The organism is Paenibacillus chitinolyticus NBRC 15660 (genome assembly GCF_000739915.1).
Taxonomy (GTDB): domain Bacteria; phylum Bacillota; class Bacilli; order Paenibacillales; family NBRC-103111; genus Paenibacillus_F; species Paenibacillus_F chitinolyticus.
The window spans coordinates 228,557-242,221 of the sequence record NZ_BBJT01000001.1 but is presented as its reverse complement, the minus strand read 5'-3'; the positions used below and the strand labels follow the sequence as shown (position 1 = coordinate 242,221).

Below are 13,665 nucleotides of genomic sequence, written 5' to 3'. Positions count from 1 at the left end.
CCGTATAAATCGGGCTTCGCTGCCTGCCGGAGTCTAGCTGTGCACTTCGAAGTCCGCTTCAAAGGAACGTACCACTTCCGGCAGCCACCTCTGCTCCACAAACTCGATATGCCGCGGAACGGCCGCATACTCGTCATAGTCGCTCTGGCTGGAAAATTCCATCGAGAACGCGTACTGATAGTCGTTTTCCAGGCTGATCTGCCGTAAAACTTGAAGCTTCTGTACCTGAGGTATGGAGGCGAGCAGTTCTCTTCCGTCGCTCAGAAACTTTTCCGCTTCGGCCGAACCCTCCTCGTGCTTTAAGTTGAATAAAACCAGATGACGAATGGTGCTCATTTAAGTTCCTCCGTTCATTCGGTTTAGTCGTCCGTTTATAGTTAAAACGATTACGGATTATAAGGTTTGTTCGCGATCCCGGTTTACGGGACTTCCGGGCGTTCTTTTATCGGGCTTGGGCATTTTGGCCCGCATGACTTTATAAATCATCGCCGGCTTAAACAATTCGGTCGGTTTTTCTACCATGTGCAGGATGCGGATAAACTTCCCGTACACGTCCTGGTCATACTCCGACAGACGGTACAGTCTGCGGACATACCACTGCATAAAACCAAGGCCCCCGGGTTTCTTTCCTTTCGTATTCGGATACAAAAACGCATCGGAGGTCGCCGTCATCCACGTAGGTTCAACGAGCGCCGACACCCGTTTGTGGAAAGCGTTCGGAATTCCTTCGGCCTTGATCTTGCCCGTACGTACTTCCTGCAGAACTTTCTGCAGTTCCAGCGCTTCCAGGCAAGCGATGCTGACGCCCTGCCCGAAAACCGGGTTAAACCGGCAGAAGGCGTCCCCGATGACGATAAGTCCTGACGGGAAACGGTCGAGTTTCTCGTAATGCCGGCGCACTTGGCTCGGAAACCGGTACACATGAATATCGCCTGCCGGCTTAAGCGATTTGATATGGTCGTACAAATGCGGATGTGTAAGGGACTTGGCGAAATTCAGGAATCCCTGGTCATCGCGCGGCGGATGATTTCCGTCTCCGTATCCGACGAGGGTAACGGACCAGCGGTCGCCTTCAATCGGGAATGTCAGGCCGCCTTTGGACACTTCCGGCGGATTCGGAAAAACGATCACGGACTTGTAATCATGGCTTACGGAAGGATCTCGCTCGTACATCCGTGTGGCATAAGCCAGATTGATATGCACCTCGGATTGCGAAAGGGAGTCAAAGCCGTGTTTCAGAAGCTGATCCGGCGTCTTAGTCGCCGAACCCGCCGCATCAACGATCAGATCAGCCTCCAGACGCTCGGATTGCCTGGTGACCAGATTCTCCGTCTCGACGCCCGTAAAGCGGTTCTCGCCGGGACTGCTGATATACTGAACGACTCTGTGCGAATAAGCGAATTCGATGTTGGAACGCTGCAGCAACCGCTGATGAACCCGCCATTCCAGCAGGGGCCTGCTTTGGGAAACAACCTCGAACCCGCTGTTGAACCGGACAAAGTGAAAGTTCTGGTACACCCAGGAAATGTCCCGGATAAAATCGAGCCTTTCCCCGCCGTGCCCCTCCAGCTCCTGCATAATACCGGGAAAAAACTTGTCGAGTGTATTTTCGCCGCTTTTTAAAAGCCCGTGGGTATGATAGCTCTGCGGTGTGCCTTTACGAGGGTAAGGCCCCTCCGGCTGAGGGTCCTGCTCGATAATCGTCACTGTATCGAAGTAATCGGACAGAACCCGGGCAGCCAGCTTTCCGGCCATGCTGTTGCCGATGACGATTGCTTTGCGCGGCTTTCCCTGCTCCTTCATGAAATCATTCATTCCGCCACACTTCCTTCCCGTCTAAAAGTCCCCAACTGATCCATCGTTCGTTCAGGTGCTGCTTTTGGATACGGTCTTCTGCTGCCAGGCTGATTTGCGGTCCATCCAGATCAGCGTAAAGGCGAACAGGACGCCGATTAAGCCGATGGCTACGCCGGACAGCGGCGCTCCCCGGAGTCCCAGCGCGGTATTGATGGCAACCCCGCCGACAGCGGCTCCGATGGCACTGCCCACGTTAAAGGCGGAAATATTGAGAGAAGCCGCCAGATCCGCAGCGTCTCCGGCTTTCCGCAGGACAAGCATATTCAGCGGTGTTACGATAGCGAAACCGGTCAGTCCCCAGAGGAAGGAGAAAATCACCGCCAGGATAGGCACCTGTCCCAACAGGGCGAAGGCTGTCATCGTAATGATCATGGCTGCCAGCGAACCGAGTAATGTTTTCATCAGGCCCTTATCGGCCAGCTTTCCGCTGGCGATGTTGCCGATGGCGGAACCGATCCCGAACGCGAGCATAATGGGAGATACCGCCGTCGGGGTGAAGCCTGTAATTTCTTCGAGATAAGGCGCGATATACGTATAACCGGCAAACAAACCGCCGGAGCTGAAAACCGTCGTCAGCAATGCGACAAGGGGTTTGGCACGGAAAATTTCACGGGTTTGCTTTGCCATTCCGACGGCTTTGCCGGACTTGATCGTCGGCACGAGCCATGCCATTCCGATCACACAGATGGCAGCGGCAATCGTCAAGGCATAGAAAGACATCCGCCAGCCGTAGCTGTTGCCGATAAAGGTTCCTACCGGAACGCCCAATATGGTCGCTACCGTTAAACCTACGGTTAAATAGGAAATGGCGCTGCCTTCTTTACCAGGAGGCGCAAGCCGCTGGACCACCACGATGGCCACACCGACAAGCGTCCCGTGGGAAAACGAGCAGAACAGCCGGCCCACCATCAGCAGATAATAGTTGGTCGTAACCGCGCTGATCAAAGATCCGACAACGAACAGGAGAAGCAGTCCGATCAACAGCTTCTTCTTCTCGATTCTTCCCGTCGCGGCCGTAATCAGGGGGCCGCCGATCGCGACGCCGAGTGCGTAAACCGTAATGAGCAATCCTGCGCTCGACACATTCATATTGAAATCCCGGGCAATCTGCGGCAGCAGCCCCATCGGCAGAAGCTCGGCGGTACAAATAATGAAAATACTCACAGCCAGGAAATATACGGCCAGCGGCATCCGGGTCCGTTCGGGTCCTTGAATCCCGGCACCGGAAGCATGAGCCGTTTCCCCTTTTTTGGGTTGTTTCGTAGACATGGTGCACACCTCTCTCTATCCGTTTGACTAGTTTGTCAGTGATTAACGAGACCGACGGCTTCTTTGGCTCCCTCGGCCCGCTTGTTCAGCGCAGGCTTGACGTCCAGCAGCGCATAGCGGATGCTGTCGCACAAAGCCTGCCAGCTGGCTTCGATAATGTTTTCGGAGACGCCGACCGTGCTCCAGGTTTCTTCGCGATCCGAGAATTCGATCAGAACCCTGACTTTCGTGGCGGTCCCGTCTTTGTCGTCGAGCACGCGGACCTTATAGTCCGACAGGTGCATCGTCTGAAGACTCGGATAGTGCTGCATCAGACATTTGCGCAGCGCATTATCGAGCGCATTGATCGGCCCGTTGCCTTCGGCGGCGTTGTACACTGATTCTCCGTGTACCTTGACCTTCACAACCGCTTCGGACAAAATCGCCTGATCGACGGATTTGACGACGGTTATTTTAAACGACTCCAGGGTCAGGATTTCTTCCAGATTTCCGTGGACACTCCGGATCAGAAGCTCCAGGGATGCGTCGGCTCCGTCAAACTGGTAACCCTGATGCTCAAGCTCTTTCACACGCTCGATGAGGATCTTCGTATTCGGGTCGTTCGCTTCCAGCTCCAGGCCGAGCTCCTGAGCCTTGAAGACAAGGTTGCTCTGCCCGGAAAGCTCGGAAACCAGAACCCGCTGCCTGTTCCCCACCAGTCCGGGCGCTATGTGCTCATACGTGCTCGAATCGCGCAAAATAGCCGAGACATGGACACCGCCCTTGTGAGCAAAGGCCGCATGTCCGGCAAAAGGCTGATTAACGGGCATATGCATGTTCGCAATCTCGCTCACATAACGCGCCGTACTTGTAAGTCCGGCAAGCTGCTCGGCGGTTATAACCGGCAGGCCAAGCTTAAGCTGAAGGTTCGGAATAACCGAAATGAGATTGGCATTGCCGCATCTTTCGCCATAACCGTTGATCGTTCCCTGCACCTGTGCGGCGCCCGCCATGACGGCGGCAATCGTATTCGCAACGGCGAGTTCGCAATCGTTATGAGCGTGAATGCCGAGCGGGCAGTCCAATTGTTCTTTCACGGATGCGACTATCGCCGCGATCTCGTGCGGAAGAGTTCCTCCGTTCGTATCGCAGAGAACGACCCAGTCCGCTCCGGCTTCGTAAGCTTTGCGGATGGTCGACATGGCGTAAGCGCGGTTGCTCTTGTAGCCGTCGAAAAAATGCTCCGCATCGTAGATCACACCGATTCCGCTGCGTTTAAGAAACCGGACCGTGTCCTCGATCATGTTCAAATTTTCGAAGAGCGTCGTCTGGATCGCCGTTTGGACCTGAAAATCCCACGATTTACCGAAAATCGCCGCCGTGCCTACCCTGATATCCAACAGCTGCCGGAGATTGGCGTCATGCTCGGCCGGAATGTTCTTGCGCCTCGTCGAGCCGAACGCCGTAATTCTCGCCTGCTGCAGATTCAACTCTCTGGCGCGGATAAAAAATTCCGCATCCTTGTGATTACTGCCCGGCCAGCCTCCTTCGATGAAAGAGATACCCAGCATATCCAGCCGTTTGGCGATTTTCAGCTTATCCTCGACTGTCAGGCTGACGCCTTCTCCTTGCGTGCCGTCCCGCAAGGTCGTGTCCAAGATCGTAATCCGATTGTCCATATCTCCCTCCCGCTTGAAAATCTCCGCCGACCGCTGCCGGAGACCGCCTGCCTAGCGGCCCCCGGCCGGCTTTCGGCTGGGATTATTCCGGCTTAACTCCCTCGACGGCAAGCATATACATCGTCTGAGAGACCGCTTCCGTCTGCACCCACTGCCGGTACTCGGTTTCGGCGGCCGCCCGTTCCTGCTCGGACAAGTAGCCGTCCGCAACCATCTGGACACCGCGGGTTGCCGCAACATCCGCCCAGATTCCGGCTTGCTGGAGGAAGTTCCCGTCTTCACGCATCACGATTTCATGCTGTTCGCTGCTCTGGATCTCCACGAGCCCCAGGTCCGCGAAAACGCCGGGAAGCTCGTCGGCTATCCCGTTGCGCATCCCCGCATCGGAACGCCATTTCAGAAAGGCCGCATAGAAGGCTTTCATGCTTGGAGGCGGCTCCGGCTGCCAGCTGATCTTGTCGTGATTATAATCCAGCACGATCACACGGCCGCCCGGTTTTGCGGCTTCGATGAGCTGGCCGAGCGCCTGCCGGGGATCGGCCAGCCATTGAAGCACGCGAGCCGTCGTCACGATGTCGAATTCGTTTCGGTACGGCAAATAGTGGATGTCCGCCGTTTCGAAGGCAAGCGTCTCCTGCCCGCCGAAGGTCTCCCGGGCGTAAGAGATCAGTCCGTCGTTATTGTCGATTCCGACGACACGGCCTTCCTGACCGACCGCCTCCGCAATGCCTTTCGTAATGGCACCGGTCCCGCAGCCGGCATCGAGTACCGACTGTCCCGGCTCAAGAAGTTCAGCCAGTCTCCGGTGCGAGGATCCCACCGTCCTTGCGTCGAACACGCTCCGCACACTGGCCGCGGAACTGTCCAGTCTAGCTCTGTTCTCCGTTATTCCACCGCTCATAAGCGCGTCTCCTCTCGTGTGTCCACCGCTTTTTAATACCGGTTTTTCAGAAAATAACTGACGATTTCTTTCATATCCTCGGAAGACTTCCGGCTTGTCGTGAGCTTCCACGTTTTGTACCTGGCGAGCTGTCTGAATTTAGGCGCGGATACGACAGAGCCCACGATTTGAATGTCCAAAAGCAGCGGACGCTCTTCATGAAGAAACGATTTTGCCGCCTCCTGAAGCTCTTCAACCGTCGTCACACGGATCGTATCGATCTGCATCGACTCGCCAAAGGCCACATAATCGATCGGCTTATACGACGTTCCTACCACGTTGCCTTTGTAGTACGATTTCTGGGCATTGTTGATGGACTCGAACTTCTCGTTGTTCAAATTGAGCCAGAGCACCGGTATTTCATGGGATGTGGCCGTCGCCATCTCTAACGCCGTCTGGCGGAAGCCGCCGTCACCGAAGATGGAGACGACATACGAATCGGGTTTGGCACATTTGGCGCCGATTGCGGCCGGAGGCGCATACCCGATAGCCGCCCCGTTCAAGCCTTCGATATACGTGCCCGCGCCTTTCGAAAGCAAATGGGTTTCGGTCCACGAGACCGGGTCCGTAACCCAAATCGTTTTGCCCTGCGGCAGCAGTTTTTGCAGCGTTTCGATGACTTGCACGGGATGAAGCTTGCCTTGGACGGCGGAGACGTAGGTCAAATCTTTCTCGCGGTCGGCTTCGGCAAATTTATGCTTAGACTGCCGCAGCGCCGCCGTCGCTTTCTCCCACGATGCATCCTCCAGCAGGCCGTATAACGCAAGCAGGAAAGTCTCCGAGTCCGCGGCGATGCCTATGCGCACCTCGTAGTTTTTGCCGATCTGCTTCGGATCGATGTCGACCTGCACGAGCGGTGCTTTGTCGAAGATGGAGTCCCAGCCCTGCGTCGTAAACTCGCTCATGGACACGCCGACCGCGATGACGAGATCCGCTTCCCGGTACAAATAATAATTGGCCGCCGATTTCCCGTGCAGGCCCGTACAACCGAGCGCGTGCGGATGATTCTCGTTGATAATTCCCTTGCCTCTTAGCGTCGTAGCTACCGGAACGCCCAGGTCGGCAATCTGCTCGACGACTTCTTCGTTGTGGCTGTAGTTTGCCCCGGCTCCGAGCAGCAGCAAGGGCTTCTGCGATTCTTTCAGCAGATTTCCGAGCCGGCTCACTTCTTCCCCGCCCGCGTCAACGATTTCCGTCGGTTTCGGGAAGGTGAACGGCTCAAATCCTTCAAAATGTATTTCCGTGAACTGAACGTCAATCGGTATGCAAATATGTACGGGCCCTTTGCGTCCCGACCACAGGTGCATCTCCGCTTCCTTCAACGTATCGAGCAGATGATCTGCAGACTCGACCAGCTTGGAATACTTGGTCACCTTGGACATCAAAGCTTCCAGATCGAACGTGCGCCCCTCGCCGACACACTCCTGGAGAGCGCCTTTCCCGTAAGTCGATATGGGAACCTGACCGGTCAGAAGTATAACGGGCTGCGAATCTGTGAAAGAGTTCACAATGCCGCTGAGCGCGTTCGTGGCTCCTATCCCCGTCGTCGTGATAACGCAGGCGGGTGCTGCCCCGGCTTTGGCAAAACCGTCCGCCATCAGAGCCGCGCCGTACTCGTGCTGAGAAAGCACAAATCGGATTTCCTTGCGCGAAATTTCGTCGATCATCGGAAGCACATAGCTTCCGGGGATTCCGAAGACCGTATGGATGCCCATCCGCTTTAACCAGAGAGCGACAATTTCCTTGATATACATCGTTTTATTCCCCTTCTTCTAACGGAAATGGAAGAATAACCGGACGGATGCGAAATTCCGTCCTAGACATCAAATTTCAGCGGTCCCTTGCCGGCGAGATAATTGTCCAGCCCCGTGAGGGATGCCATGCTTTTGCCGCTTAAAATTTCTTTCTTCAATTCTTCTTCTCTCTGTTCGACATAAAGGGCTCCCTGAAGAACCGCGTTTAAATATTTGCGCTTAATGAGCAGCAGACCGTCGTTATCTCCGAAAATCCAGTCCTGCGGCTCGATGACGATATCTCCGACATGAACCGTGTCCGGCACTTTCGTCGCAGGCGTAACCGCCGTTTTGGCCGATACGTAAGTGACTTCCGTAGAGAAGACGGGAAAGTCCAGCTTGTTGATATCGTCGATATCCCGGATGGCGCCGTTGATGACAAGACCGCCCAGCTTCCGGCGGACCGCTTCCAGCACGTAGATATCTCCCGCGAGCGCTTCGGAACGTTCGTTCACATTATTCAAAAACAGGACGAACCCCTGCGGCGCGTTGTTGAGCGCCTCCAGACCCGGCAGCATGTCGTTGTCTGTGTTGACCGTATACACAGGCCCGCACAGCTTAAGATGACGCGTCCGGTTCTGAAATGTCGTCGGGAACGGAACGGTATACTTCTGGGAAGCATCGTTAAGCTGAGCGCAGCCGATGTTGGCAAACTGGCGTCTGACCTGCTCGATCGTAGATAAGTCGATGCCTTTCTCTTCCGTAATCATGTTCAGCACTCTCCTTCAGGGTTATAGGGTATGAACCGCGCCTGCATGCGTCAGCACATCGGCAAGCTGTTTGATCGCGTACACCAGATTCGTCTTCTCGATCGTCAGAGGCGGTGCGAAACGGATTCGTTGTCCGGCAGGGCCGCCCGTGAAAATCAGAATTCCGCGTTCGAGGCACTGCTGGACGATGGATTTCCCGGAAACTCCTTCGACTTCGAAGGAAAGGGTCGGACCCGTCAGATGAACGTCCCGCAGCAGCGGAAGCTCGAACGGGAAATGCTCGCGGATCAGAGCTTCGATCTCGCCGCACAGCTCTTCCGGACGGCTGGCGTCGATATATTCGGCGACCGCCATGGCCGCGAAGCAGCCCAGCGACGAAGTCTGGAACGTATGCGCGAGGAACAGCGAGCCCGGGATCGATTCCTTCAACGAGCCCCGGTATACGACGGCGGAGAACGGATACAGCCCGTTGGTCATCGACTTGCTGAACAGGTAAACGTCCGCTTCTATTCCGAGATGGCAGGACACGCTGAGGTGGCCATGACGGTAAAAGCCGCACTGGATCTCATCGGAAACGACGATCACGCCATGCCGCCTGGCTTCGGCCGCCGTATCGGTCAGCCACTTCGCAGGGAGGGGGATGTAGCCGTTGGCTCCCTGCACCGGCTCGTAGATAAAGGTCGAAATCGTCTCCCACGGTATATCCGTCTGTCCCGGCTCGATTTCGATGCAGTGTTTTTCAAGCTCGCCTAGCAGGGACGTTTGCTGCAAGGCAAAATTTTTGTGCACACTCGTAACGGCAAGCGCATCAAGGCCCAGTCCGTGGAAAGAGCCTCTGAGATAGGCGATTTTGCCTTCTCTCACACGTTGTCCGATGGAAAGAGCCGTTGACACGGCCATACTGCCGCCGACCTGAAACAGGAGCTCGTAGCCGGGAGCCTTGAGTTTGCCGAGAAGCCACTGTGCATACTGCTCCGCTTCCTTCGGATAAAAGCAGGCCGCAATATCCGAGCGCAGCTCGCGGAACGGAGCGATATCCGGGTTGCAGTGACCGAAATTCACCGATGCGTAAGCGCTCATGCAGTCGATATAATGCTTCCGTCTTCCTTCGCGGTCTTCCAGGATCAGAAATTCGTTCTTGGAACCGGCCAGATAATAATCCGCACCATAAATTGACTTTTCATCAAAAACGCTCAACGACATAGGCTCAGCTCCTTCAATTTTTAGTCAAAAGCGTTCCCATCCACGAATGGGGAGCCGGAAAGAACGTCAGGATGGAATCTCCCCTGGAAATAATTCCAGCCGTGTTCATATCCAGAAGATTGATAAACACGTCTCCGGCCGGACAATGAGCCGTTCTCGGGATGTTCAGGCTGAAAAATTTCTCGTACGGAATTTCCCAATACACCGAAAGGTTTTTAGAAATCGTGAAATTAAAATTGTTCGTCACCACAAGATGAATGCTCTCTTTCGGCTGGTTGTTCGCTTCGAGAACCCGTGAGATGACAAGACGGGAATTCGTAAGAAAACTGTCCTGCAGCCCTTTCTTCTCCTGCCCGTACATCAGCCGCCATGAAGAAGAATCCTGAAGCGTCTGAAAAGGAGTCATCGTAAACTGAGGATTCCGGTCCGTCACGATGCAGGAAACGGCACCGTCGCTGTGCAGACCGATCACGCCGGGGATGATGCGCACGATAGGTCCGTAATCGAGAATTTTATCCGCGCTCACGAGCAGGACGTTCGTGCCGTTCGCTTCCGCAAACTGCGCCGCCAGTTGAAGGGCTGCCGCAACGCTTGCGCAGTACTGCATGAATACCCCGTAAAAAAACGCGCTGTCAAGTCCCAGCTCGTCTAGAAGCCGCCCGGCGAAATCCTCCTCGTGCAGCTCTTTGCAGTGATGATTGCCGGTAGCGAAGAAAACGGCGCCGACCGAACTTTTATCCAATCCGCTTTTTTCCAGAGTAGCCGTGGCCGTCTCCAGCGCGAGCTGGTACATGGTCTTATCGGACCCGCAGTATTGGCGGACCCCATTGATCCGGAATTTGGCTAAATTTTCTTTGGAGGTATCCATTTCCGGGATTTCCGTCAAAGGTTTGTAATCGCCTAACACATAATGCACATGACTGATTCCGACCATAGCTAACCTCGTTTCTTCTCTATCGCATCCTGCTTTACGAAAAGGTAAGCAGAAGCTTCTGCGGTATACGGAAAGTTTGTCCTTGAATGACAGGGCGCTCGCTTTGGGCAAGCTTTATTCCGCTGAACCGGTTGAACAGCTGCAGGAACGTTTCCTCAAGCTCCAGCTTCGCCAAGTTAAACCCGAGACAATTGTGAGAGCCCATCGAGAACGATAAATTCGCTTTTTCCTTGCGGGAAGGAATCCACTGGCCCGGATTCTCGTACATCTCCTCGTCCCGGTTGGCGCTGGCCAGAAGAAGGATAACAAACTTCCCTTTCGGGATGACAACCCCGTCCAGCTCATAATCTTTTTTGCATATCCGGGTCGTCGTATGAAGAGGAGGCTGCCAGCGCAGGCTCTCCTGAACGGCGGACTTCAGATACTCGCCATCCTCCATCACGCGCGCCAGCTCTTCCGGTTTGTCCAGCAGAATGGCCATGATATTGGCGATAGAGCAGGCCGTCGTCTCGGAACCGGCGGACAGCAGAAGAAGAATGTGCCGGTTCATATCTTCCTGGGTCCACTGCCCCTTCTCCACAGACGCCCGGAAATGGGCGATCATCCCCCGGGAAGTACCGCCACGCACGAAATTCTCGATGTAAGCGTACAATTCATCGCTCGCTTCAAGGGCGGCCTGAAAATGGCTTTTGGGATTATCCAGATGGAGAATAATCGGCCGCATCTTGTGATAGACCCACATGGCATCCTTCGCCGGCAGACCGATTGCCTCCATGATGATGGTCATCGGAATGGGAATCGCCACATCTTGGATGAAATCGACCTCCCGGCCGGAAGGAATTCCGTCCACAATCCGCTTGATGACTTGCCTCACGGCGTCTTCCATCCCTTTTTGCATCGCGCTGGGCTTAAACTGGTTGCTCATGATCGGACGTCTTTCGCTGTGCTTCTTGCCGTCCATATCAATGATCGTGGAGCCGAACAGATGGCGGGTCGTCCGGAACGGATGCTCGACCGTAAAGTTTTCCGTATCAAGCAGGATCTGCTTGATATGTTTGAACTTGCTGAGAAAGTAGCACTGCTGTTTTTCCGACCAGTGAATCGGCTCCTCCTGTCTTAGAGCGGTATACAGCGGCCAGGGATCCTGCCGGAACTCGGTGGACATATAATCAATGACGAGAGGAGTCGCTTCGCTTCTCATAGGATCACCGTCCTCAATTGGAGGAAACCAGGTGATCTTGGAAGAAGGTTTCGTAAATCGATTTCAGCGTATAAAACTTGCGGATATCATAATCTTCGATCACGATTTCGCGTCCGACCTGTTCCTCCAGAAACACAATCATATCCACCATCGACAAGGAGTCGATATAACCGTGCTCCAGCAGATTATCGTTCTCGTCGATCTGCAGTTCTTCCACCTGATTCGTTTTTTTGATGTGCTCCACAAATTTTGCATACACGTCTTCTTTAGTCACAATCCATCATCTCCTTAACGGGTTAGGGTTGGAATCTGCATTCCTTTTAGCGCCTTCCGGTCGACTTTGCCGTTTGTATTGAGAGGGAATTCTTTGAGGAAGCTGAAACGCGAAGGAATCATGTAAGACGGCAGCATTTCCGCGCAATAAGCCCGCAGCTGCTGCTGTGCGGTTTGAGTGTTTTCCTGATCTGTCAGGACCATAAAAGCGTGAAGCTCCGTTTTGTTCCCCTCGTGTACAATCAGGCATACGCCGTCGACCTTCGGATGTGAAAGAAGTCTTCTCTCTACCTCCTCCAATTCGACCCGGTAGCCCATAATTTTGACCTGGTTATCGGTCCGGCTGACATAATAAAATTCACCGTTCTCATCCATGTATGCCAGATCGCCGGTTTTGAACACTTTCTCTCCCGTGCAGGGCGTTTCCGGATGAGGGACCAGCCGGCTGCTCGTCAATTCTTCCTCCAGCCAGTAGCCTGAGAAAAGACAAGCTCCACGCAGGTAAATTTCACCCGTAATTCCCGGCTCGCGAATGATAGTGCCCGATTCATCGACGAGCAGCATTTCGGTGTTGTGCATCCCCGAGCCGACGGAGATCGCTTCGGTATCAGGGAGCGGAAGGGGTAAATGCTTAAACGAACACGCAATGGATTCCGATTGCCCGAAACAGTTAATAATCCGCTTCAAGCCGAATAGAGACTGCAGTTTGCGAAGATCTCGCGCCGAGCAGTACTCGCCTCCGTATAGGATCGAATGGAGATGAATGTCTTCGACAGGCTGCCGCTCATGAGCGAGGACATTTTTCCAGATGGAAGGAACGCCGCTCATCAAGTCCACCCGCTGCTGATGCAGGTGCTCCAGAAACCGTCTGGGCTGAAAAATGAGCGAACGAGGAACGATTACGAGGGTTCCCCCGGTGCCGAATGCCAGCCCCATATCCACCAGACTGAAATCGAACTGCAGGGACGACACCGACCCGACCCGCGTGTTCTGCGGCAGAGCGCACTGGGCGTTCATCCCGTCGAAATAAGACACCACCGCCCGGTGCGTCATCATGATGCCTTTCGGCTGACCCGTCGTGCCCGAGGTAAAAATAAGATAAACGAGATTCGTATCCAGCAGTTTGGAATCGGTTGAAAGATTGTCCGCAGCTTGGCTTGCTTCCGGCACAAGCAGATGACCTTCTTCGAGGTAAGCCTGCCTTGCTTCCGCTTGCGGCGAAAGCTTCCGGGTGCGGCCTTTTTGAATATGCAGTCTGGCTCCCGTGCGAGTCAGAATGGATTCGAGCCGCTCCTGAGGAGTGTCCGGATTCAAGGGAATGAACACGAATCCCCGGATCGAGCACGCAATCATAACGGCAATCGCTTCCGCAGACGGATCGAGTTCGAGCACGACCCGGTCTCCGGTACGCAGACCGGCAATTTTCAGCCGTTCCGCATAATCACGGGATTTGTCGGCCAGACCGGCGTACGTCCACTTCTCGGAATGGTGCACAATAGCTAAGGATTCCGGGGTTTTCTCGGCAAATTTCAAGAAATAATCATGCAGAAATTTAGGTTCGTCAGAACGATACATACAGACCTCCACTTAGCGTCAAGTTCGTGTGCCTATTCATCAGCTGAACGAAGCGATGAGTTTTCGCATGGCTTTTTGCCGTTGTCCCGTCACATCCTTTGCGCGTTTAGTCGGGGTATTCAGAGGGCTTGCTGTCCTTAAAGTATCACTACGCCTACCGAAATTAAAATGTGGTCACCCACATAAAAAATGTGGTTTTACTCCCGTCAAAAAAAGGCTCCCTGCACCGGATAAAGCTCGGCGGGGAACCTT

12 protein-coding genes are annotated in these 13,665 nt (G+C 54.4%); all 12 read right to left on the bottom strand.

The window, feature by feature from the left end:
• Positions 1-33: 33 nt before the first annotated feature.
• Positions 34-336, bottom strand: coding sequence for a Dabb family protein (locus tag PCH01S_RS01010; RefSeq protein WP_042225946.1), 303 nt, complete (start codon positions 334-336; stop codon positions 34-36).
• Between the two features lie 57 nt (positions 337-393).
• Positions 394-1,815, bottom strand: a complete 1,422-nt coding sequence (locus PCH01S_RS01005) for an FAD-dependent oxidoreductase (RefSeq protein WP_042225944.1) — start codon at positions 1,813-1,815, stop codon at positions 394-396.
• 51 nt (positions 1,816-1,866) lie between these two features.
• On the bottom strand, positions 1,867-3,126 hold the full coding sequence (locus PCH01S_RS01000; protein ID WP_042225942.1) for an MFS transporter: 1,260 nt from the start codon (positions 3,124-3,126) through the stop codon (positions 1,867-1,869).
• 35 nt (positions 3,127-3,161) lie between these two features.
• Entirely contained in the window at positions 3,162-4,784 is a 1,623-nt protein-coding gene (gene cimA / locus PCH01S_RS00995) for a citramalate synthase (RefSeq protein ID WP_042225940.1), read from the bottom strand.
• Between the two features lie 82 nt (positions 4,785-4,866).
• The gene (locus tag PCH01S_RS00990; protein WP_042225939.1) at positions 4,867-5,685 is read right to left on the bottom strand and encodes a methyltransferase domain-containing protein; all 819 of its coding nucleotides are present in this window, start codon (positions 5,683-5,685) and stop codon (positions 4,867-4,869) included.
• 32 nt (positions 5,686-5,717) lie between these two features.
• Positions 5,718-7,478 carry a thiamine pyrophosphate-binding protein gene (locus PCH01S_RS00985; RefSeq protein WP_042225937.1) on the bottom strand — a complete coding sequence of 587 codons (1,761 nt, stop codon included), beginning with the start codon at positions 7,476-7,478 and terminating at the stop codon, positions 5,718-5,720.
• Positions 7,479-7,540: 62 nt separating this feature from the next.
• Entirely contained in the window at positions 7,541-8,227 is a 687-nt protein-coding gene (locus PCH01S_RS00980; RefSeq protein ID WP_042225934.1) for an RraA family protein, read from the bottom strand.
• Between the two features lie 21 nt (positions 8,228-8,248).
• Positions 8,249-9,430: an aminotransferase class III-fold pyridoxal phosphate-dependent enzyme gene (locus PCH01S_RS00975; RefSeq protein ID WP_042225931.1), complete on the bottom strand. Its 1,182-nt coding sequence runs from the start codon at positions 9,428-9,430 to the stop codon at positions 8,249-8,251.
• Between the two features lie 13 nt (positions 9,431-9,443).
• The gene (locus PCH01S_RS00970) at positions 9,444-10,364 is read right to left on the bottom strand and encodes a hypothetical protein (RefSeq protein WP_042225930.1); all 921 of its coding nucleotides are present in this window, start codon (positions 10,362-10,364) and stop codon (positions 9,444-9,446) included.
• A 34-nt stretch (positions 10,365-10,398) separates the two neighbouring features.
• Positions 10,399-11,565, bottom strand: a complete 1,167-nt coding sequence (locus PCH01S_RS00965) for a cytochrome P450 (protein WP_042225929.1) — start codon at positions 11,563-11,565, stop codon at positions 10,399-10,401.
• Between the two features lie 13 nt (positions 11,566-11,578).
• Complete coding sequence (locus PCH01S_RS00960) at positions 11,579-11,839, bottom strand: acyl carrier protein (RefSeq protein WP_042225928.1); 261 nt, start codon at positions 11,837-11,839, stop codon at positions 11,579-11,581.
• A gap of 14 nt (positions 11,840-11,853) precedes the next feature.
• Complete coding sequence (locus PCH01S_RS00955; RefSeq protein ID WP_042225927.1) at positions 11,854-13,413, bottom strand: amino acid adenylation domain-containing protein; 1,560 nt, start codon at positions 13,411-13,413, stop codon at positions 11,854-11,856.
• Positions 13,414-13,665 lie beyond the last annotated feature (252 nt).